Annotated in this window: 20 protein-coding genes; 18 read left to right on the top strand and 2 right to left on the bottom strand. The window is 44.3% G+C overall.

Annotated elements, in window-relative coordinates; translation table 11 throughout:
- The first annotated feature begins 137 nt into the window (after positions 1-137).
- The 6 genes from AC1DM9_RS21275 to AC1DM9_RS21250 all read left to right on the top strand — a co-directional run bounded on the left by AC1DM9_RS21275 (position 138) and on the right by AC1DM9_RS21250 (position 6135).
- Complete coding sequence (locus AC1DM9_RS21275; protein WP_477582031.1) at positions 138-1049, top strand: Gfo/Idh/MocA family protein; 912 nt, start codon at positions 138-140, stop codon at positions 1047-1049.
- Between the two features lie 14 nt (positions 1050-1063).
- Positions 1064-1858 carry an alpha/beta hydrolase gene (locus AC1DM9_RS21270; protein WP_477512493.1) on the top strand — a complete coding sequence of 265 codons (795 nt, stop codon included), beginning with the start codon at positions 1064-1066 and terminating at the stop codon, positions 1856-1858.
- Between the two features lie 215 nt (positions 1859-2073).
- Positions 2074-2442: a GntR family transcriptional regulator gene (locus AC1DM9_RS21265; protein ID WP_076271901.1), complete on the top strand. Its 369-nt coding sequence runs from the start codon at positions 2074-2076 to the stop codon at positions 2440-2442.
- Positions 2439-3317, top strand: coding sequence for an ATP-binding cassette domain-containing protein (locus AC1DM9_RS21260; RefSeq protein WP_477582029.1), 879 nt, complete (start codon positions 2439-2441; stop codon positions 3315-3317). The genes AC1DM9_RS21265 and AC1DM9_RS21260 overlap by 4 nt, the downstream gene beginning before the upstream one ends.
- Positions 3317-4063, top strand: coding sequence for a hypothetical protein (locus AC1DM9_RS21255; protein WP_477582027.1), 747 nt, complete (start codon positions 3317-3319; stop codon positions 4061-4063). The genes AC1DM9_RS21260 and AC1DM9_RS21255 overlap by 1 nt, the downstream gene beginning before the upstream one ends.
- A gap of 152 nt (positions 4064-4215) precedes the next feature.
- On the top strand, positions 4216-6135 hold the full coding sequence (locus AC1DM9_RS21250) for an ATP-binding protein (protein WP_477551705.1): 1920 nt from the start codon (positions 4216-4218) through the stop codon (positions 6133-6135).
- A 41-nt stretch (positions 6136-6176) separates the two neighbouring features.
- On the opposite strand, the gene AC1DM9_RS21245 is transcribed toward AC1DM9_RS21250, so the two are convergent.
- Both AC1DM9_RS21245 and AC1DM9_RS21240 read right to left on the bottom strand, forming a co-directional pair.
- Positions 6177-6422, bottom strand: coding sequence for an NHLP leader peptide family RiPP precursor (locus AC1DM9_RS21245; protein WP_477512489.1), 246 nt, complete (start codon positions 6420-6422; stop codon positions 6177-6179).
- A gap of 115 nt (positions 6423-6537) precedes the next feature.
- Positions 6538-7470: a hypothetical protein gene (locus tag AC1DM9_RS21240; protein ID WP_477582025.1), complete on the bottom strand. Its 933-nt coding sequence runs from the start codon at positions 7468-7470 to the stop codon at positions 6538-6540.
- A gap of 373 nt (positions 7471-7843) precedes the next feature.
- Between AC1DM9_RS21240 and AC1DM9_RS21235 the strand changes: the two genes are divergently transcribed.
- The 12 genes from AC1DM9_RS21235 to AC1DM9_RS21180 all read left to right on the top strand — a co-directional run bounded on the left by AC1DM9_RS21235 (position 7844) and on the right by AC1DM9_RS21180 (position 23006).
- Positions 7844-8413 (top strand): C40 family peptidase, encoded by a 570-nt coding sequence (locus tag AC1DM9_RS21235; RefSeq protein ID WP_076269627.1) that lies wholly within the window; start codon positions 7844-7846, stop codon positions 8411-8413.
- A gap of 85 nt (positions 8414-8498) precedes the next feature.
- Positions 8499-9581, top strand: coding sequence for a Gfo/Idh/MocA family protein (locus AC1DM9_RS21230; protein ID WP_477512487.1), 1083 nt, complete (start codon positions 8499-8501; stop codon positions 9579-9581).
- Positions 9582-9820: 239 nt separating this feature from the next.
- Complete coding sequence (locus AC1DM9_RS21225) at positions 9821-11272, top strand: polysaccharide deacetylase family protein (RefSeq protein WP_477582023.1); 1452 nt, start codon at positions 9821-9823, stop codon at positions 11270-11272.
- Between the two features lie 27 nt (positions 11273-11299).
- Positions 11300-12613, top strand: a complete 1314-nt coding sequence (locus tag AC1DM9_RS21220) for a nucleotide sugar dehydrogenase (protein ID WP_477582021.1) — start codon at positions 11300-11302, stop codon at positions 12611-12613.
- Between the two features lie 21 nt (positions 12614-12634).
- Positions 12635-14506, top strand: coding sequence for a glycosyltransferase family 2 protein (locus tag AC1DM9_RS21215; RefSeq protein ID WP_477582019.1), 1872 nt, complete (start codon positions 12635-12637; stop codon positions 14504-14506).
- Between the two features lie 38 nt (positions 14507-14544).
- Positions 14545-16206, top strand: coding sequence for a polysaccharide deacetylase family protein (locus AC1DM9_RS21210; protein ID WP_477582017.1), 1662 nt, complete (start codon positions 14545-14547; stop codon positions 16204-16206).
- Between the two features lie 37 nt (positions 16207-16243).
- Entirely contained in the window at positions 16244-17338 is a 1095-nt protein-coding gene (locus AC1DM9_RS21205) for a glycosyl hydrolase family 18 protein (protein ID WP_477582015.1), read from the top strand.
- 153 nt (positions 17339-17491) lie between these two features.
- Positions 17492-18355, top strand: a complete 864-nt coding sequence (gene efeO / locus AC1DM9_RS21200; RefSeq protein ID WP_430057374.1) for an iron uptake system protein EfeO — start codon at positions 17492-17494, stop codon at positions 18353-18355.
- A 4-nt stretch (positions 18356-18359) separates the two neighbouring features.
- The gene (gene efeB / locus AC1DM9_RS21195) at positions 18360-19667 is read left to right on the top strand and encodes an iron uptake transporter deferrochelatase/peroxidase subunit (RefSeq protein WP_477582013.1); all 1308 of its coding nucleotides are present in this window, start codon (positions 18360-18362) and stop codon (positions 19665-19667) included.
- 66 nt (positions 19668-19733) lie between these two features.
- Positions 19734-21545 carry an FTR1 family iron permease gene (locus AC1DM9_RS21190; RefSeq protein WP_477582011.1) on the top strand — a complete coding sequence of 604 codons (1812 nt, stop codon included), beginning with the start codon at positions 19734-19736 and terminating at the stop codon, positions 21543-21545.
- Between the two features lie 186 nt (positions 21546-21731).
- The gene (locus AC1DM9_RS21185) at positions 21732-22061 is read left to right on the top strand and encodes a LapA family protein (protein WP_339207192.1); all 330 of its coding nucleotides are present in this window, start codon (positions 21732-21734) and stop codon (positions 22059-22061) included.
- Between the two features lie 27 nt (positions 22062-22088).
- Entirely contained in the window at positions 22089-23006 is a 918-nt protein-coding gene (locus AC1DM9_RS21180; RefSeq protein ID WP_477582009.1) for a TRM11 family SAM-dependent methyltransferase, read from the top strand.
- Positions 23007-23018 lie beyond the last annotated feature (12 nt).

The following is a 23018-nucleotide window of genomic DNA, read 5'->3' as shown; positions in this document are numbered from 1 at the left end:
TTCAGGTACTATAATTTTCGTATTCAAATGCCAGCCCACGCAAATAAGTGTATAGTTTAGGAAGCGAGTTAAATGAATTATTGCTAATAGCTTGAAGTAATCCTGTTAATAATGAAACTATGAAGAGGTGGTTGAAAATGACCAAACCGCGTATTGGTATGGTTGGACTTGGAGGAATTGCACAAAAGGCCTATCTTCCTATATTATCGAAAGCTATAGACTGGAATTTTGTTGGTGCTTTTTCACCTAATGCAGAGAAGCGTGCAGTAATTTGCGAGCAGTACCGAATTTCATCCTATGGAAGCTTACTCGAGCTGGCTGACCGCTGCGATGCTGTTTTTGTACATAGCGCTACTGACACTCATTATGAGGTAGTGTCAACTCTGCTCAAACAGGGTAAGGATGTATATGTGGATAAACCGCTGGCAGCTACTTTGTATCAGGCAGAGCAGCTTGCGGAGCTCGCAGAAAAGTTAGGCCGGAAGCTGATGGTTGGCTTTAACCGTCGTTTTTCTCCTTTATACATAGAAGCAAAGAACCGAATGACAGACACGGCATGGGTTCGGATGGAGAAACATCGGACGAATTCAGTTGGTCCGCAAACCGCAGATTTTACGATGCTGGACGATTATTTGCATGTAGTTGATACAGCACGCTGGCTTGCAGATGGGAAGGCGACTGTGATGAACGGCGTCGTTAATGTTAACGAGCATAATCAGCTGCTTTATGCACAGCATCACTACAGTACAATCGGCGGTTACACGTTATCGACTGCGATGCACCGACATGCAGGAACGAACTTGGAGCAGCTCGAAATTGTATCGGCAGGCGAAATTATTCGTGTAAAAAATATGAGTTTGCTCGAAGTAGAGCGTGACGATACAGTAACACAAACGTTGCCGCCATCTTGGCAAACGACTCTGAAACAACGAGGTTTTGAGGATGCTGTTCTTCACTTCATTCAATGTATCGTACAAGATAAGAGTCCAAGCGTGAATGGTGAAGAAGCTCTGGAATCACAAAAGCTGCTAATGAAGATGCTGGAATAAAGGGAGTGCACGAAATGAGTCACGATTCAAAGGCATTGGCAAAACCGAAGCAAGCGCGAAAAAAGAGGGTGCTTATATGGACGTTAGCCATTGTTTTGGTATTACTATTGTCACTGGCTGTCGCGTATCAAATGATGGTTTATTCACCATCTGCTGAGGCAAAAGCTGCCATGAAGAGCGATGAACAAGTTACGGTCAGCATTGGACAAGCAGGCTATCGCTTTGAACCGACCGCTGGAGCAGCCGGGATTGTTCAGCCTAATGTTATTTTTTATCCAGGTGGATTAGTAGATCCAAAAAGCTATGCACCTTTAGCTCACAAGCTCGCTGACGCTGGCCACCGTGTATACATTGCAAGTATGCCGCTTAATCTTGCTTTAATGGGGCAAAATAAAGCGGATGATTTTATTGCTGAGCATCCAGAGGAAAGTTACGTTATAGGCGGCCACTCGCTTGGCGGTGTTTTTGCTTCACGATATGCTGCGGAGCATTTGGATCAACTTAAGGGTATCTTTTTCCTTGCGGCCTATGCAGAAAAAGCTGGAACTCTTGAAGATGCTAAGCTGCCAGTATTGCAAGTCACTGCGTCTAATGATGGCGTGTTGGATTGGGAGGCATGGGGCAAAGGAAAACGGTATATGCCTAGCTCAACGCAGTATGTCACGATTGAAGGAGGGAATCATGGTCAATTTGGTTCCTATGGCACGCAAAAAGGGGATCGACCAGCAAGCATTAAGCCGGAGGAGCAGCTGGAGCAAGTAAGCAAGGAGCTGATCGGATGGATGAAGGGAATTCAAGCAACCAAATAACGAATTGTCCAGTTACTCGGACAAACGTACTGCTTATCATAAGAGGACAAGAAGCTGTCTCACGGTTAATACCCGGAGGCAGTTTTTTTGTTCTCAACGTTTAGCCTCAGAGGTCTGTATAACATGCTGTAATGAAATAGGCTTGACATTTATTGGTCACGGTTGTATGGTTAGTTACATAACTAATGAACCATGTAACCTAAAGGGGTGATGACGTGTTTGATGATCGAAGTCCCATTTACCAACAAATAGCAGACAAAATTAAAGACGACATCATAAGCGGCATTTTGCAAGAAGATGAGCAGGTCATGTCAACAAACCAGTATGCTGCGTTTTATCGTATAAACCCTGCTACAGCAGCGAAAGGCTTTCATTTATTGACGGAGGAAGGCATTTTGTATAAGAAAAGGGGAATCGGCATGTTTGTAAATGGCGAAGCCAGGCAATTGCTGCTGGCACAGCGCAGAGATCGTTTTTTCGAAGAGGTCGTCGATCAAATGCTTGCGGAAGCTGAGAAAATTGGTGTCCCTCTTGCAGATATCATTGGTCGCATCGAACAAGTGAAAGGGAGGACTGACGTATGACGCTAGGTATCGAAGTGAATCAATTGGGGCAGCGTTATGGATCATTTTCAGCGCTACACAACATTTCGTTCAAGCTCGAGGGTGGCAAAATATACGGTTTGCTCGGTAGAAATGGTTCTGGAAAAACCAGTCTATTATCGATCATAGCCTCCTATCGACAGCAATCAGATGGTGAAATAACGATAGATGGTGAAGCGCCATTCGAAAATGCACGCATCATGGAGCAAGTATGCTTTATCCAAGAAAGCGGCCATATGCCGGACACTTTATACGTTCGTGACGTGTTAAAGCTTTCGGCTAGCTGCTGGCCCAATTGGGATGCAAACTATGCGGATCGACTCATTCGTCACTATGAGCTCCCGATTAAGAAACGTATATCTACCCTTTCGAGAGGAATGAAGTCGGCGCTTGGCGTGACGATTGGCCTTGCTAGCCGCGCACCGGTTACGATTTTTGATGAGGCTTATCTTGGCATGGATGCTCCGTCCCGCTATACCTTTTATGAAGAGCTGCTTAATGATTATATGGAAACGCCTCGTACTTTCATTTTATCTACGCATTTAATTGAGGAAGTAGGCAATTTGTTTGAAGAGGTGCTTATTTTGGATAAAGGTCGCCTAATCATGCATGAGGAAACAGATGCGCTGCGGGCGCGCGGCTCATCTATAACTGGACCGAGTGAAAGCGTGGATCGTTTTGCAGAAGGATTGACGGTGCTTGGGGAGCAGAAGCTTGGTAAAACGAAGTCAGTTACTGTGTTCGGAGAGCTCACTGATGTGAAGCGCAAGCAAGCATTAGCAGCAGGGCTTGAGCTTGGTCCTGTATCACTGCAAGATTTATTCGTTCATTTGACGAAGAAAAGAGGGGATGAATAATGAGCAGCAAGAGAAAACATCCCGTGCTTAATGTGGCACAGCATATGATGTACACCTTTCGTTGGACGATCTTTTTTTATTGGGTCATATTTATTCTGATCTATATTGGTATAGGCGTTTTAACGAATGCTGAGGCTATAGTAGGACCTGATTTTGAAGGGCAAGAGGTTTGGGAAAGCACGACCATATCGCCGAGAGTATTTCTGCTTGTCATTGGCATACTGCTGACCCCTGCATCGCTCGCAAGTTTTGTTTCCAGTGGAGTAACGAGAAAGCACTTTATTGGAGGCGTGAGTTTAGTACTAGTCCTATTTTCAGCTATATTCGCCCTTATATTAACGATAGGGTATCCCGTCGAGCAGTTCATTTATGACAAAAACAATTGGACATTAGAGCTGAACAATCCGCATTTGTTTTCTTCTTCTTTAGAACTCGGCTGGATCTTTTTTGAATATTTCTGTTTGTTCTTTGCCTACTTTGGCAGCGGTTGGCTCATTGGCTCCGGATTTTATCGATTTAATTGGAAGATAGGCGTACTAATTTCAGTTGCTGCCCTGCTGCCAATGATGGCGATGGAGGCTGTTCTATTGTCAGACTGGATAGGCAATCTATTGCAAACGGGATTAGAGGTAGAACGAGCATCGCTAGCAGCAGTCATTATTCTTGCCTTTGCTGTCATGCTGTGTATTGTAGCCTTGAATTTTATGATGCTTCGCCGTGTATCGATAAGAAAAAAGTTATTTTAATCCAATTATTCAAGCCGTTTCCAAAGATCGTAATGATCTTTGAAAACGGCTTTATTTATTTTGTCAACAACCAAATTTTTGAAGGAGGCTTATCGAACATTGTCGAAATATAGTATGATATGAGCATTAACATTATCGAGTTTTTGAGGTGTATGATGAAAGTACTACGTAAATTTTTGTTGATCTTCGTGTTTTTGCTCTGTATTGTTACTCCTTTTTTTGCTACGGCTTCTTATGCTGCTACTTTCCAAGCATTAACGAATGAACCAAATATCAGGATAACAGAATGGGAAATGATCTGGGAGGAGAATCCATCTGGAATTTCGGATCATAGTGAATTTCTGGAGAAAAAAGGCGCTTGGATCCCGTTTACCTACGGCGATCCATTACCTACTAAGCCTGCTAATATTACATCGGCATGGTTGAGATTTAAACTACCTGAATTTTACTTTTCAAGACCCGCTCTAATGATTAGCAGTCTTACTGCGAAGGATGTAATGATTTTTATTGATAATGAACTCGTATATAAGTCTGATCGTAATTATCCATATAATAGGAATGAGATTTTATTATCTTTAAGCTCGTATGAATCTAATAAAATGGTATACGTCTTTCTTCATACAGATGCAGACTGGCTAGGATTAAAGAAGCAAATCTTAGTTGGCGAGAATCAAACGCTCAGTAAAGATTTTTTGAAGCACGATATGCTGGATGTTGTATTGGGAGCAGCCCTTTTGTTCGTTTCATTGGCTATGTTCCTTATTATTATTTTTTTGAGAAAACCATATTTAGCTGGATGGAGTTCACTGTGCGTAGTTATTTTATCAATCGGTTTAATGATTCTCTCATATTCACCTTATCTACATACTATTTACGGGGAGTATGGATTTTATATTTACTATCTATTCGATTTAGCATCAAGCTTATTGATGCCTGCTATTTATTTCTTTTTCGAAAAGATTTTTGGAAGAGGCCCTTATGGGTTAATATTATTGTTTAGAAGGCTCCAGGTTATTATTTTAATTATAACAGTTATATTATTGTTTGCTTCTTTTATATCAGTTGAGATCAAAACTATGTATACTATGGTTACTATAATATCTTTCGGTGGCTCAATAATAATTGGGAATTTGCTTCTCGTCGGCTTGCTTATAAATTATTGTTTTCAAGGAAATAAAGAAGCTATTGTTTTAACGACTGGCTTCGGAATCTTCTCAGCAGTCGGGGTATCCGAAGTTATTTGGTATTTTATCAAGGGTATGAGCTATGATTTGTTTTTCTGGAAATGGGGCATTCTTAGTTTTATTGCTGCACTTGTTGTGATTCTTGCAAGGAGAATTTTAGAAAACTACGAACAGGTTGTTAAATATTCAAAACAACTTGAAGTGTTTAACAATGATCTTCAACGGTCTGAAAAAATGGAAATCATTAGTCAGTTAGCAGCTTCAGTAGCTCATGAGGTTAGAAACCCGTTGCAGGTGACGAGAGGTTTTTTACAACTTCTTCGTGAGAAAACTACGAACGATAAGGAACAAAGTTTTATGGTACTTGCAATAGATGAATTAGATCGCGCATCAGAGATCATAACTGATTTTCTTACGTTCGCCAAACCACAGCTTGAACAAACAACGCTTTTAAATATTTCAGAGGAGCTTCAACAAATTGAAGGTATACTGGTTCCTCTTGCTACAATGCAAGGTGGAGTAATCAATGTTGAGTTGGCAAATGACTTATTTGTAAGAGGTAATTCATCAAAATTTAAGCAAGCTCTAATAAATATTATTAAAAATAGTATTGAAGCACTGGACAAAGAAGGTGTTATATTAATTAGAGCTTATATGGATAATTCTAATAATGTCGTTATTTGTATAAAAGACAACGGTGAGGGAATGAATGAGGCTGATCTCGCAAGATTAGGAGAGCCGTATTATTCGAAGAAATCAAAAGGAACTGGTTTAGGGCTGATGGTTACTTTCCGAATTATAGAGGTAATGCAAGGGAAGCTTGAGTTTTTTAGTAAGAAAGGTTTAGGAACCGAAGCAATAATTCATATCCCATCTGCAGAAAAATAGCGCTGGTTGCTTTTAAAACCAGCGCTTTTTTTTATTTTTATTTATTGCCACATAGCGCCTTGTGCTTGGATCGCTTCTTCTTTAATTGTTGTTGGGTTTTCTGGAATTACCAAGTAGTATTTATTCGCCGATTCTTCCACAACCTCTACTTCGATTGTATCCGGAACATCGATTCCGAAAGCTTCTTTTATTGCTTCTTTCGGATTGGCGATAAGTTGTTTCTTGAATTCGGCATCTTCCCAAGCTTTTTGAATGATTTGATCTTTTAACGATTGTACATTGGACACAATAATCACCCTTCCGAATATGTATAAGTTTACCATACTCAGTCTATCATGCCCGTTCGACAAATTCTATATGAATTTTCAATTATTCGACAATTAATAGATTATATAGTACCTATTAAACTGAAATTTTAGACAAAAAGTAGTTAAATCCGCCCTCTAGCAGCAACTTTTTGTTTGATTCTATCGTCTCATGGGTATGGTTCAAATGTTTTAGTATAAAACTATGGAATGCGACTAGCTCACTAGATCCCGCTTCCAATTCGATTAGTCGTTTTTCATTATCGATTGCAAGCTGAACATAAGGTCCAAGGCATCCTCGAATAAAGATTTCATTTTCAACCTTTTGTTCAGTTAATGGTTCTTCCGCAGTTCTATTTGCGGCGATCATCGCGAGCAGGCCATTATAGCTGCCTTCAGCCAGATCTTCTTTCCAATCCTGATAGTCGTCAGACATCTGAAGCGACATCAGCACAATATCGATAGCGAGCTCCATCTTCTCAATGAGCTCTGGGCGTTCTGCTAACAACAGCGCGCCAGTGCTGGCGATTTTGACGGGACCTGCTTTGCCAGCTGTGCGGATAGGGTTGTTTATAAAGTAATCATCGCGATCCTCGTTGGTTACACTTTCGGCCCAGTTCGTTACATAATGGTCGTAATACGCCCAAAATGGTGAAGTTGAAGGGAACAGCTCACGGAATACACGGAACATTTCGAGCATGAGCAGGTTACCAAGAGCAAGCTGTTCCTTCCAATTGGATGCCGGCATGCTGTCCATCACGTCATCCTGAATAAAAAAATAAAGCATTCCATATACATTAGCTAATGCAAGCGCTTCGCATTGCGAATCATTAATTCCGCTCGGCTCTTTCATCCAGAAGGGGAGAAGGCTGCATATGTAATCCTTATTGCTGTCATGCTTCACAGGATTGAACTTATGCGCATAGGCCAGACCAAGGCTGCCGAGCGGTGCTGGGAAAGCTGCAATACGTTCTTCGGCTTTGGCATAAACAAGTTCCAGCTGTGTGGTATAGCGAGTAAACCATTCCATTTAAATGTCCTCCGCTGCAATAGAATGTAAGCCAAACGACCATACTAAATTAAGATTTGGTGCATATAAATAGTATATGAACGGTGTCAATCTTTTCCTACTATATCATTTTTGGAAAAAGAAAATCTTAACATATTTTTAAGCATGAGGAAGAAAAAACGAAGTCTGTATTGAGTAAAAGCAGAAAATCCAGTAAAATGGATTAAGGTTATAAAAATAGGTGAAGTTAGTAGATGATCCTCTGTCACGCTATGCTTACAGAACTGGACTTAGGTCGGGGATGAATCTATTACCTGAGCAGGTTTAGAATTTAGTTCTCCTGCATTAAAGTTAATACCTAGATGAGAGTTCTTTAATGTGGAGGTAGTATGGCATGAATAGAGATGTTGAAATTTATGTTCTCTTAACGAATACGGGAACCTTATTTTCCAAGACAATTAGATGGTACACTAAAAATATGCTGAATCACGCTTCAATCGCATTTGACAGAGACTTGAATGAGGTTTATAGCTTTGGCAGAAAAAATCCGAACAACCCATTTTTTGCGGGATTTGTGAAAGAGGATGTACGAGGCGAGTTTTTTGAGAACTCAACCTGCGCTTTGTATAGATGCACGATTAGTCATTGCGCCTATATAAACATACGAAATCAAATTCATTACATGGAGAAAAATCGCGATCAGTATAAATACAATTTGCTAGGCATGTTAGGCATCATGCTTAATATTGAGATGAAACGAGAGTACGCATACTTTTGCTCGCAGTTTGTAGCCTCTGTTTTTGAGGAAAGCGGCGTGAATCTTGTTAATAAACCTTCCTTGTTCGTAACACCTGCTGATTTGGAGAATACAACGCTGCTGGAGCTCGTTTACCATGGTAAGCTGCAAGCTTATACAGGTGTTCAAGAGGAAATAAAGGCAACTGGAACCTTCCGCACTGCGTAAAGAAGATCTCACGTGTTGAGATCTTTTTCTTTTTTATAATGATCATTATGACGAAAACGGATTACATCCAGGAGGCTGGTTCACGATGTCTATTATTAGCTTTGGAATAGTTGGCGGAGGCTGGCGCGCAGAGTTTTACATACGTATCGCCAAAGCATTGCCGGAGAAATTCAACATTCATACGATACTTGTTCGTGACGAGGAGAAGGGGCGGCTGCTGGAGGCAAAATGGGGCATTCGTACGGTTCGCAATATGGCTCAGTTTACGGCTGAGTCCAAGCAGTTCAGCTTCGCTGTTGTATCTGTCCCGCGAACAGCGGCTCCGGCTATTATCCAAGAGCTAGCTGAACGGCAAATTCCAGTGCTGGCAGAGACGCCTCCGGCTGCTGATTTGGAAGCACTAACCGACCTGTATCAATCGCTGCCTAAGGATGCAATGGTACAAGTAGCCGAACAGTATTTATTTCAGCCGATGCATGCGGCTCGTATTCAGATTGCCCGCTCCGGGAAGCTGGGTGAAGTATCGCAAGCACAGGTATCTGCTGCCCATGACTATCACGGGATTAGCTTAATTAGACAGCTTCTTGGCGTCGGCTTCGAGCATGCCAGCATCATTGGACAGACCTTTGAATCGAAGATCATGCAAGGGCCAAGCAGACAAGGTGATCCGCTTGAAGAACGAATGGTTCAATCTGTGCAGCGAATTGCAACGCTCCGATTTGGCGACAAGCTGGCTGTATATGATTTTACGGGAGATCAATACTTCTCTTGGATACGGCGCAGCCGCATGCTCGTAAGAGGCAGCAAAGGTGAGCTAGTAGACTCAGAAGTCAGTTATTTAAAAGATTACGCCACGCCCATTCATACGGAGCTTCGCAGAGTCGATACCGGTCAGCACGGGAATTTGGAAGGTTATTATCATCGCGGGGTTATTGCGGATGGCGAATGGCTTTACCAGAATCCAGTTGCTCCCGCAAGGCTTAGTGATGACGAGATCGCAATCGCGACTTGTTTGCTGCGAATGGGGCTGCTCGCTTCCGGTAAAGGAGCTTCCTTCTATAGCCTGGCAGAAGCAGCACAGGATCACTATTTGGCGCTCCTTATGGGAGAAGCAATGGCTTCGGGACAAACGGTGCATACGGAGAAACAAGTGTGGATGCCAGAATAGTCATAATCACCAATTAGGACAATTAGCACTAAACAAAATTGGTACCAATTACATGCAGGTGTAAGTCTTCGGCTGTGCTAAAATTGTTTTATAAGTAGAAGACTCGTAGTCACTATTTTTGTGATGGAGTCTTTTTTTGTTTTGAATATTCGGAATTTTCTGGAAATTATTATTTTTTTCTTGGAAAAACATATTCGATTTATTAATTAATGGGTAATCAAGTTATAAAGGAGAAACAGATGCCATTTTTAACGAATAAAAAAAAGAATCCTGTCATTTTATTGCTGATGTTCGTGTTGCTGGCTCTTTCGGTTACAGGGTGTGCTTTGTTTACAAGCAGCGGCAATTCGGGCGAAGAGAATAAACCAATAGAGACGGAAAAGCCTGTCGCGCCTGTAAATGGTGAAAAGAGTAAAGTGATTCCATTTGTCTATACGACCAATAAGGAATTGTCTCTTACTTTCAATGGTATGGGTGATGAGAGACTGATGACTAAGCTGCTCGATGAACTTGATCGCTACGATATTAAGGCGACCTTCTTTTTGCCGGGCATGAGGGTGGCTGAAGAGCCGGGAATCGCCAAGGAGATTTTGGCTAGAGGTCATGGCATTGAGAACAACACGCTTAGTCGGCTCGATCTAACTCATTTAAGCTATGAGCAAGTGTTTAAAGAGATCAATGTCAGCAATGAAGTGATCGAGAGGGAGCTAGGAGTAAAACCTCAATATATGCGGACGAGATCCGGCGATTACAATGATACCGTTCAGCTGGCGGCAGCGCAGAGCGGGCTATCGGCTGTTGTATCTTACAGTCTTAATTTGCATGAATGGCAGCAGGAATCGGAGCAAGAGAAAGCGGACTATATTCGAAAATATGTAACTCGGGGCGGCATTATTGCCTTGGATACGGAGCTGGATGGACAGGTTCTTGAATCGATACCGCTTATTGCGAAGGCAGCGGCCGAGGTTGGCTACAAGCTCGTTCCGCTTAAAGAGCTGGTAAGCAGTGGTCAAGAGAGAAAACCGCTTGAACAAATACCGGGATTTGATGCTGCTCGAAAAAATTCAAACGACAAACAATCGAGCTACAAGCTTATTTATAACTGGGAAAATAAAAAGAAGGTTGTGTCACTTACCTTTGATGATTGGGGTACCGACTACACGATTACAAAGCTGCTTGATATTTTGGAAAAGCATGACGTGAAGGCTACTTTCTTCTTGCGTGCCAACGGGGTAGAGAAAAATCCGAATTTAGCTAAGGCGATAGCGGAAGCTGGACATGATGTTGCTAATCACACATACAGTCATCCTGTCATTACCAAGTTAACGCCTGAGGAATTGCAAGAGGAAGTCGTCAAGGCTCATCAAGTAATAACCGAAGCGATTCAGCAGCAGCCTACCATGTTATTTAGACCCCCGACGGGTGAAATTGATGATGAACGGGCGAGAATTGTAGCCGCAACAGGCTACACCTCCATTGCGATGTATGACGTAACGGTGTTCGACTGGGACTCTGCCAATGACGCCGACCATATCGTGAAGGGTGTTCTGGATCAAACGGTTGATGGGAGTGTTATTCTTCTTCACATGCTGGATAACATTCATACGATTGAGGCGCTGCCAGATGTTATTGAGAAGCTGAAAAGCAAGGGCTATACATTCGTTCCCATGTCGCAAATGTCTCTAAAATAACTTTTTCTTACTAGATGGAGATGACATATGACGTTATACGAGGAAATCGTTACAAGGCAGAAGAAAATAGCGGTCATTGGATTAGGTTATGTCGGATTGCCGATCGCAGTAGCTTTTGCGAAAAAAGTGGACGTTGTCGGCTTCGATGTCAATAAAGATAAGATTGCACAATATTGCAGCGGGATTGATACAACCGGCGATATAGGCAGTGATGTGCTCAAAAATACCGAAGCGCAGTTTACTTCAGATCTGAATGAGCTTAAAGATGTTTTTTTCTTCATTGTGGCAGTGCCTACACCGATTCAAAGCGGTAATATACCGGATTTGAATTATGTGAAGAGTGCGTGTCAATTGGTGGGCAGGAAGCTCAAGCATGGCGCAATGGTTGTGTTTGAATCGACCGTCTATCCGGGGGTGACGGAAGAAATATGTATTCCGATTTTGGAGGCAGAGTCGGGTCTTGTTTGCGGCGTCGATTTTAAGGTAGGTTATTCGCCTGAACGAATCAATCCCGGTGACAAGGTTCATCGACTAGAGAACATTACGAAGATCGTGTCCGGTATGGACGAGGAAACGCTGGAAACTGTCGCGAGCATGTATGAGCTTATTATTGATGCAGGCGTATTTCGGGCGGAGAGCATCAAGGTAGCTGAGGCTGCAAAAGTCATTGAAAACGCACAGCGAGATGTAAATATTGCTTTTATGAATGAGTTGTCCATGCTGTTTAACGGTATTGGGATAGATACAAAAGCCGTGCTGCAAGCAGCAGGCACCAAATGGAATTTTCTTAACTTTAGCCCTGGGCTGGTTGGTGGTCATTGCATCGGAATTGATCCTTATTATTTGACCTATAAGGCGGAGGATACCGGCTATCATTCCAAAATTATTTTAGCGGGACGCCAAATTAACGATGGGATGGGCAAGTATGTCGCTCAGCAAATCATTAAGAGGCTTGTTAAGCAGAAGGTAAATATAAATACAGCCAAAATAGGCTTTCTTGGCTTTTCTTATAAAGAGGACAGCTCCGATATTCGCAATACGAAGGTGACAGACATTATCGAAGAGCTTCAAGAGTACGGGATAACAACACTTGTGGCAGATCCAAATGTGGACAAGCAGCAGGTTTATGGCGAGTATGGCATCGAGCTATGCGACATTGAGGAATTAAGCGGGTTGAATGTTGTTATTGTAGCGGTTCCCCACAGTCAAATTACGAAGATGAATGTTGAGGATTTTGACAAGCTGTATGACGACAACAAAACGAAGTTTTTGGTTGATATAAAAGGCGTATTTGATAAGCGTTTATTCGAGCAAAACGGATACGACTATTGGAGCCTATAGTGCCGGATTGGAGACAGCAGCGTGTTTAGACGACAGAAAAAAAAGCCGATAGAAGTGCTGACTGTTCCAAGAGCGGACAGACGCACCCTTTGGAGCGTTCCCGATCCGGAACATTTGCGGCAAAAGGTTGATCGAAGAGGGTATGCCGAAGGTCAAAGCAAGGACGGCCGTGATGATGCGGCAGCGATGCATAAGCTGCGTGAGCTAAGCCTGAGATATGAGGCTAGCTTTGACGTGCGGCTGCTTCGCAATGGCCGGAGGAAGAAGCAGGCAATAAAGGGAAAAGCGGTAGACATTTCTTCTACAGGCATTTTGATTGAACTGGACTCCTCCGTAATTGGCGATTCGTTCATGGAGGGGGCAAAGTATAAGCTGAGCTTCGAGATCCCGCCTGGGACGATGCCTGAAGGTTATGAGTCTGCCGTGAAAATAGAAGCTGTTATCAAAAGAACATTTACACGAGATAGCGAAGAGGGAGCGAAGCAGCTTATCGCATTCCAGTTCGAGAGGCCATTATCCACGTATCTTCAGAAGAAGCGTTGGGGTTATTCTGTCTATGCGGCGAGCACCCTGCTGTTTGTAGCAGTGGGTATTATTATGCTTATGCGTGTGGAGAGCATCATTTATTTTAAATACAATTTCATCTTATATTTATACAGTATTACGGCAGCGGCTTTCTTGCTTACTCGTTACTTCTTCGGCGCGCTGCACCGCGATGTGCCGGTTAATCCGCATTATACGCCAGGCGTATCGATAATAATTCCTTGCTTTAATGAAGAGGAATGGATTCATCGAACGATTTTGAGCTGCATGAATCAAGACTATCCGATCGACAAGCTGGAAGTGATTGTCGTAGATGATCGCTCTAAGGATCGTTCTGTGGAGCAAATTCAGAAGGTTATCGACCTTGTTCACAAAGAGGCGCAGAGGTATGAAACGTTGGATCGTCTGAAATTGCATGTATTGTCCGAAAATGGGGGCAAACGCGTAGCGCTTGTAAAGGGCGTGGAGATGGCAAAGCATCGTTTGGTCGTATTTGTGGACTCTGACAGCTTTCTAGAGCCTACGGCGATTAGAAATCTAGTACAGCCCTTTCAGGACCCACGAATGGGCGGTGTCGCAGGACGCACGGATGTGGAAAATAAATATACGAACACAGTGACGAAGCTGCAGACGGTTCGTTACTATATTGCATTCCGAATTATGAAGGCTGCTGAATCTTGGTTTGACAGCGTAACCTGCCTGTCTGGGCCACTCTCTTGCTACCGCAAGGATTTAATTTTGAAGCATAAGGATGCTTGGCTGACTCAGAAGTTTCTGGGGCAGCCAGCGACCTTTGGCGATGACCGCAGCATGACTAATTTTATTTTGAAAACACATCGAACCGGCTATCAGGATACAGCGATTTGCTCCACAATCGTCCCCTCAGAGATGAACGTGTTCTTAAAGCAGCAAATGCGCTGGAAACGTTCATGGCTGCGTGAATCGCTGCGAGCAGGGGGCTTTATTTGGCGGAAGGAGCCGTTTATGGCTTTGTTCTTCTACATTGGGCTTATTGTTCCGATTGCAGCGCCGATTGTGGTTTTGTACAACTTGGTTTATGTACCGATCATGTATCGGATCTTCCCAAGCACCTTTCTGATGGGACTGCTGCTGATGGCGCTGTTGATGAGCTTTGCCCATCTGTTGTTTCGAAAGAGCAAGCTGTGGGTTTTTGGATTCGTATTTTGTATTTTCTACGAGTTTGTGCTGCTGTGGCAAATGCCTGTTGCTTGGGTTACCTTCTGGAAATCAACCTGGGGGACAAGAGAAACGCCGCAGGACATTGAAGCTAGAAATAAGAAAGCAGCGAGAAAGAACAAAAACAACAAGAATATGGACATGCCGCTTTAAAGCGGCCATGGTCTATTTCATAGATAAGGATGACCGCTATGAATAAGTGGTATACGAATGGAGTTTTCGATTATAAGCGGAAAAACAAAAGAAAGGTGATCAGAACGACCGTACAGATGATCATCTTGCTTGTTTTGGGCTTCATTCTTTTCCATGCTGTATTTGATATCAAGCAATATGCGGAGCCGGATAAGGCGCAGTGGACCAATCAAGACGGGTTTATTGCGCTGTCTTATTTTGGCGTAGCAAGAAACGGCACATCGGAGCTGATTTCCAAAAAACGGCTGGATCAGCAGCTGAAGGCACTGCACGATCAAGGTTATGTAACCATTTCGCAGCAGGATGTTATGGACTATTACAAGCTTGGAAAACCTTTGCCGCCTAAAGCGCTGTTTCTATCCTTCGAGGATGGACGAAACGATTCCAGTTTATTTGCTCAGCCTTTGCTGGAGAAATACAACTATAAAGCGACCATATTGTCCTATGCGAATAAGGTTGGGAGCAATGAATCCAAATTCCTTCAGCCTAAGGACATGCTTAGTATGATGAAAAACGGCTTTTGGGAGCTGGGAAGCAACGGCTACCGCTTGTCTTATATTAATATTTTTGACAAGGAAGGCAAGCTCATTGGTGTGAAGGAAGAGAATGAGTTTAAAGATCGGGCTAACACGAGCTACTACACTCATTATCTGATGGACTTTATCCGGGATGAGAACCTTGTGCCTGCGGAGCATCGAGATGAAATGGAAGCACGCATTAATGCAGACTACAAGTCGATGAAGGAAATATACAACAAGACGCTTGGCTTTGTTCCGAACGTGTATATGATTATGCACGCGAACATTATGTACAACGGCATGAACCGGCTTGTTGAGAATGTGAACGACCAAAATATTAAAGCGATGTTCGGCATGCATTTTAACCGTGATGGACTTTCCTTGAATAAAAGCAGTGACAGCCTTTATAATTTAACAAGGGTGCAGCCTGCTTCCTATTGGTATACGAATCATTTGCTTATGAAAATTAGCAAGGATACCGGTCAGAAAGTCAGCTTTATTGCAGGGGATGATCGGAGATCGGCAAAGTGGCAGCTTATCAGCGGTGCAGCTGAGTTTACGGATAACCGGATTGCTTTGACCTCTGTTCCAGCAGGAAGCGGCATGCTTTTGTTGAAAGATATCCATGCTGCCGACGTAAAACTTACTGCGGAGCTTGGCGGTCATGCAGTCGGCAGCCAATCGATTTATGTTCGCTACGATCAGAATACGGATTCATTTGTTCGAGTGTCGATCGAGGATAATTCGGTTATTGTGGAGCAAAAGGCACCCGGAGGCAAGGTTGAACGGCTGCTAGCAAGCAAGCTTGGGGACAAGGCTGCTGAACGTGCGAAGCAGCTTGAAGTTAGCGTATCGGGCGATCAATTAACGGTGATTGTAGATGATGTACAGCTCTCTTTGCAGCAAATTAGCAGCTCGATCGTCGGCGGAAATATATCGCTTGCATCCAAAGCAAGCCTTAACAACGAAAAAGATGATATTTACGACGCTGTTTTTGATAATATAAAAGTAACGACCGTCAATGAGGACGGTACAGAGCATGAGTCATTATACAAGAACGGTTATGTTGGGATTGAGGGGTTAATCAGTAGAGTGAAGAACGCGATTAATGCATCATTCGACTGGGCGATCGATACGTTTTAGCTTAATCAGAACCTAATAATTCGAGGAGTTTGAATCAATGCGGAAACGAAAAGGTCTTATTGCAGCATGTTTGCTTGTGGTGCTTGTAGGCGCAGCAATGTATTTTTCCAATCTTACAAATCGCGCAAAGAAAGCGGAGCAGTCGTCTGTTGAAGACGTACAGCAGGCTGCAGCCAACGTACTGCCTGAATTGTCAGCTTGGATTGTGGACTGGCAGTGGAAGCAGGGAATTGAGGACCTGAGTATTATTAAAGGTGAATTAACGAGCTTGCAGTTGTTTGCGGCCTATTTTGATTATAAGGATAGTCTTTATTTTACGGATAAGTTCCAGCAGGCGTTGCCTGAAATCATGAAGATTTATAAGAAGAACGAACAGATGCAGCTCTATCTGACGGTAGTAAACGACCAGTTTAAAGAAAATGGCGAGTCTGTTCAGAAGGATTCGAGTTTAATTACGCGGCTAGTAGAGACGGAAAAAAGTCGCAAAAAACATGTAGATGAATTGATTGCAGCCGTTGATCAATTTGGGTTGAACGGAATTGAGATCGATTATGAGCGAGTCGAGGAAGAAGACTGGGAACGGATGCTGCTTTTTTACTCGGAGCTTCATACTCGTTTGCAGAAAAGCGGGAAGTCGCTTCGAATCATTTTGGAACCAAGAGCTCCTATTGAACAATTAAAGCTTCCGGAAGGCCCGGAATATGTCATGATGGCTTATAACCTATATGGCTCACACAGCGAACCAGGACCAAAAGCGGATGAAGCTTTTATTGAACAATTGGCAACCAGAATGGAAGTACTGCCTGGCAGTCCGTATATGGCTTTCTCGGTTGGCGGGTTCGATTGGCATGAGGATGGCAAGGTTGAAGCTTTGACTGAGGAGCGAGCGGGGCTGCTGTTAAAGCAAACGGGCAGTAAAGCGCAGCGCGACCAAGCGAGCGGCAGCATGTTTTTTGAATATACTGATGCTGAGGCCAACAATATGAAGCATACCGTGTGGTATGCAGATGAAGTGACATTATCTCGTTGGATAAATACTGCAAAAGATAACGGAATTAGCAAGGCGGCGATTTGGAGATTAGGCGAAATAGAGATGGAATCTCTGACAAATTTGAAGCTGTACATGCAATAAAATAGGGAATAACAAAGTGCTTCTGAAGCTTATGAGAATAGCTGCGGAAGCACTTTTCTTTAGTACTGAAATATTCCATTGACAATGATTATCAATAGCGAATATACTTCATTTTAGGACAAAAACAGATCCAATTTATTGGAGTGGGGAGCAATTTTAATGAAGTATAAATTAATGACTTTTTTATTGGCTTGTACGGTAGTATTTACAGGCTGCGGCTCAAATGATGCAGTTAAGAATGAGCCTAAACAAGCAGAGGGCAATTCCGCAAGCGGTGCTGTCGTCTCGGACGAGGTTTGGGCACCTATTCTGGAGAGCTATCGTCAGTTTACTATTGAGCAAGCCGATACTTTCATATTAGAAACAGAGAAGTTTGTAACAGCTGTGAAGAGCGGGGATGTTGAGGCGGCGAAAAAGCTGTATGCGCCGACACGCATGTACTTTGAACGTATTGAGCCAATAGCTGAAGCGATTGGCGACCTCGATCCAAATATTGATGCGCGTGAGAATGACGTGGAAGACAAGGACTGGCGCGGATTCCACCGCATTGAGCAGTCGCTGTGGGAGAAGAACTCAACCGAAGGTATGGGTGAATATGCAGACCGCTTGCTGGAGGATGTAAAGCTGCTTCGCGCTTTGATGGAAACCGTTGAAGTTGAGCCAAGTTTGCTTGTAACGGGAGCAGTAGAGCTGCTTAATGAGGTATCCGCTTCGAAGGTGACTGGCGAGGAAGAACGTTATTCACACACGGATCTGTACGACTTTGCAGCTAACGTGGAAGGTGCAGATAAGATCTATCAGCTGGTTAAAGCTGAATTGAACAAAAAGGATGCTGCGCTGGATGAGCAAATCGGCAAAGGATTTGCTGATCTTGAGCAAGCCTTGTCAGCTTACAAATCAGGTGATGGCTATGTGTCCTATCTAGATTTGAAAGAGGAAGATACAAAGAAGCTAAGCCAGCTTATTGATGCGCTTGCCGAGCCGCTTTCTCAAATGGGTACAATATTGGAGGCTTAACAACATGACGGAATCTTTTAATTCCAATCAAAATGAGGGCAAGCCCAACATAGATGCTAAAAAAATCAGCCGTAGAGACCTACTACGGCTGGCAGGTGTTGGCGGGGCTGGACTGCTGCTCGGAGCAGCTGGAGTCGGAAGCTTGTTCCAAACGCAGGAACGCAGCGCGGCTAAGCCTGCTTCGAAGGCAGTCAAAGTAGATAAAGACCAAATTGTCAGCTTTTATGGCAAGCATCAGGCCGGAATCACGACGCCGGCACAAGACTTTATTTTATTCGCTTCCTTTGATTTAACGGCGAGTACACTTGATGAGGTGCGCAAGTTATTTCAAGCATGGACGAGTGCAGCAGCATCCATGACAAACGGTGAGATGCTCGGCAAGACTAACGATAATTTAAATCTTCCTCCTTCAGATACGGGTGAAGCAGAAGGTTTGCTGCCATCTCGTACTACGATTACTTTCGGTGTGGGTTCGTCATTCTTTGATGCAAGATATGGATTAGCGGACAAAAGGCCAGCTGCTCTTGCTGATATGCCTGCTTTTGGCGGTGACGAGCTGCGAGACGAATGGTCAGGCGGTGATATTGGCGTTCAAGTGAATGCTAATGATATGCAAATTGCATTCCATGCGATCCGCAATCTAGCTCGTATAGCTAGAGGGAAAGCGGTGCTCCGCTGGACGCAGGAAGGTTTCCAGCGTACGAGCGGTGCTGATCCAGCGAATGCAACGCCTCGCAACCTGATGGGCTTTAGGGATGGAACAGGCAATCCAGACGTTAACGATGATGGGGAAATGAACAAGGTCGTGTGGGCAGCCGCAGCGGATGGTACGCCGTGGATGGATAAGGGCAGCTATATGGTCGTAAGGCGTATTCGCATGCGCATTGAGGTATGGGATCGTTCGACGCTCGGGGATCAGGAGTCAACCTTTGGGCGCCACCGAGACAGCGGTGCCCCGCTTGGCGGAGCTCATGAGTTCGACAAGCTTGATTTGGAGAAGAAGGACGAGAAGGGCAAACCGGTGCTTCCGATGAATTCGCATGTGCGTCTAGCTCATGGCGATGGATCGGTAAAAATATTGCGCCGCTCCTACTCGTATTCAAGTGGAATGGATCACAAAACCGGGCAGCTGGATGCAGGCTTGTTGTTTATTTGTTTTAACCGCGACTCACGGAAACAATTTATTCCGATGCAGACTAAGCTTGGGCAAAGCGACCTAATGAATGAGTATGTCGTTCATACGGGCAGTGCGATGTTTGCTTGTTTTCCAGGTGTTCGTGAAGGCGGATATATCGGAGAAACGTTATTTTAAATAATTATGTTGCTCGGTTAGGGTTGGGTAGAAAATAGCTCTTGATGATGAAAGGGGCGGACGTCTATGTTCGCACAAAATGGCGGAATGAAACAGTGGGGTATTCGTTTCATTTCTTTTTTTGTACTGATGATATTGATGTTAGGGAGCAGCGGATTATATACGTTTGCTGAAGGTGCGCAATCCACCGAGCTTGATCGTTTGCTTCCGCTCGTTGGCGGTGCTCTTGTTGAAGCAGGTCAAGGAAAGTGGAAGGAAGCGGCAGCTCATATTGATGATGCTTCGGCTAAGTGGAAGCAGCTTGAGCCTGCGGCAACGAAGGAATCGGCAGCGGTGGATTCTGCGCTTGCGGGAGCTATAAAAGCTTTAGCAGCGCCGGAAAGCGATGCTGATGCTGCCAAAGCTACGTTATCCCTACTCGCGAAGGCACTTAATAAATACGTGAAGAGCGTTCAAGACGCACCGGCGACTCAGCTAACTGGTCAAGATGCGGCTGTCAGCATCCTTCCTTTGGCAGAGAAGCTGCTTGCAAGCATTCAAGCAGGCGACTTGGACAAGGCATATGCTGGATATCGTGAAATGAATAATAGCTGGCTTAAGGTTGAGCCTGCTATTCGAGCGGATCATTTCAACGTTTACAGCGGCTTGGAAACGAAGATGAGCATGCTTCGCATTGCTGTTCAAGCTGATCCTCCGAGAACCGAACAAGCGAAAACAGAAGCGTTGGCACTCATTCAGCTTATTAAGGATTATCGCGATGGGAAAATAGCGACTGTGGCTAAGGAGTCGGGCATAACGGTAGCCGATGCTGTGGACATCCTAAATCAGGCGTTAAATGATGTCCAGCAAGGGCATTATCCAGAAGCGGCTGGACAGATGGAAGCTTTTATCGTGCAGTGGCCTGCGATTGAGGGTGTGGTTGCCCTGCGATCGGCTGCTATCTATAGCAATATGGAAATTGGAATGGCTGAGGCGGGCGGGTATTTGCTCTCCGATCCTCCAGCGGCAGATAAGGCGGAGCAGCTTATAACTGAGATGCTGGGGCAGCTAGAGCCTATGATGCAGGATACCCGTTACACCGCTTGGGATGCGGGGATGATTTTGCTGCGCGAGGGTCTTGAGGCCATTCTTGTATTATCTGCTTTACTTGCGTACTTGCAGCGTACCGGCAATCAAGATAAGCGCAAATGGGTATGGTCTGGCGTATGGGTTGGACTTCTGCTTAGCGGTATTATGGCTGTTGTGCTTACGTATGCCATTGCTCAGGTTGCAGCTGGAAGTGCGCGTGAGTCGATTGAAGGTATTGCTGGCTTACTATCCGTTATTCTAATGATCACAGTTGGCAATTGGCTGCACAATAAGTCTAATATGAACAATTGGAATCAATACATCGACAAGCAAATGGGCAGTGCGCTCGCAAGAGGAAGCCTATGGTCACTATTTGCAGTTTCGGGTCTAGCGATCTTCCGCGAAGGTGCGGAGACGACGATTTTTTATGTCGGGATGGCGCCGTCTATCGATCCGCTGCAGTTGGCTCTCGGATTTGGCGTTACTTTCATATTGCTGATTGCACTTGGCTTTACGATTATTAAATTTAGCGCGAAGCTTCCCATACGGCCATTTTTCCTTGTTGCATCCGCATTAATCTATTATCTCGTTGTTCGCTTCCTTGGCGAGAGCATACATTCCTTGCAGGTATCAGGGTGGGTTCCGTCACATACTGCTTCAGGCGTACCGACTATAGGGGCGTTAGGCGTATATCCGACTTGGGAAACTACACTGCCTCAGCTTGCGGTGCTAGTGTATATTATCGTAAAGATAAGTATAACGCAGCTGCGCAAAGCGGCATCACCCGGTAAAGCAGCAGAAGCCAAATAATGATGCAATGGGGCTGTTCCAAGAGCAGATATATTCTGTTTTTGGGGCAGCTCATTTTTTATTGATGCTTCATTATTATAAAATTGTGGTTAAGTTTAGTATGTAAGGAAAAGTAATTACTCATAGCTTGCCAATAGGCGAATGGATTAGGTTTGTGGTATGATTTTTGAAAAGGGAGGAATCGGTATGAAAGGTCCGGGAATTCTTATTTCCGCATTAGTATTCGCGCTTCTTATCGCGATATTTGCGGTTATCAATATCGATTCGGTACATGTAAACTTTTTGTTTACGAAGGCAACCCTTCCGCTCATTCTCGTCATATTGGGATCGACGCTGCTTGGCGGCTTAACCGTAGGCCTGCTGGGGATGATTCGTCAGATTCGCTTGCAGCGAACCGTCAAATCATTAGAGAAGCAGCTTGCTGAATTTACAACCGAAGCGGAGTTGCTTGGTTTATCCAAGGCAACGATCCGAACGGAGCCGAGCGAAGAGGCGGCTGTTTCACAAAAGGAATAATATAGTTATCAGATCGTGAGGCCATTAATGTTTATTTATACGTATGCATGCCATGAGGATGAAGCGGCTTTGTGTGAGCTGGAGCTGCAAGTCTTATTCGGCGAGAAGCCCAAACAAGGCGTTGTCAGAAGTCAGCATAAGCTATCGGTTGATCGCAGCCCTTTCGTAAAACGGCGTATAGCCGTCATGCTGGAAGCTAACAGTATGGAAGAACTGATCGTTATGCTTCCGTCAATTGAGCTGGGTGGAAAAACGTTCAAGGTTGTTTATACGCAAGGCGATGAAGCCTTCACCTTCGATGAGCAAAGAATGCTCGAGAGAGCTGCTGGCGCGGTTATTCATGGCAAAGCCGATATGCGCAAAGCGGAGCAGCTGTTTGGTTTAATGAAGCTTTATGGACGCTGGTACTTTGGACCGCTGGAAGAGAACGGAGCTGTTTGGCTGAGGCATCAGAATAAGCCGCAAAATTATTCAACCGCACTGCCAACAAGAGCAGCTCGTGCGATCGTGAATCTTGCGGCTGAGCTAGCAGCTGAACAGCTTAAGCTTATTGATCCGTGCTGCGGAATGGGAACCGTTCTGATTGAAGGCATGTCAATGGGAATCGACATTGAGGGGTTGGATATCAATCCGCTAGCCGTGCGAGGCGCGCGCGTAAATCTTGCTCATTTTGGTTATCCCGACCGAGTAAGACTTGGCGATATGCGGCTTCTCGAAGGTCATTACGATGCTGCCATTGTAGATATGCCATACAATTTGTGCTCTGTCTTGCCAGAAAGCGAGCAGCTTGTTATGCTTGAGAGTGTAAGAAGGTGGGCGAAGCGAGCGGTTATTGTCACAACTGATCCAATGATGAGGCAATTGGAGCTGGCATCTTGGAGGATCATAAAAACCACAACCCTGAGTAAAGCCTCTTTTACCAGATATATAAGTGTAGTAGAATAAGAATTATGTAGC

This window comes from Paenibacillus sp. 01T431, assembly GCF_056398625.1.
The sequence above is the reverse complement of the archived record's forward strand: the minus strand, read 5'-3'. Positions and strand labels throughout refer to the sequence as shown.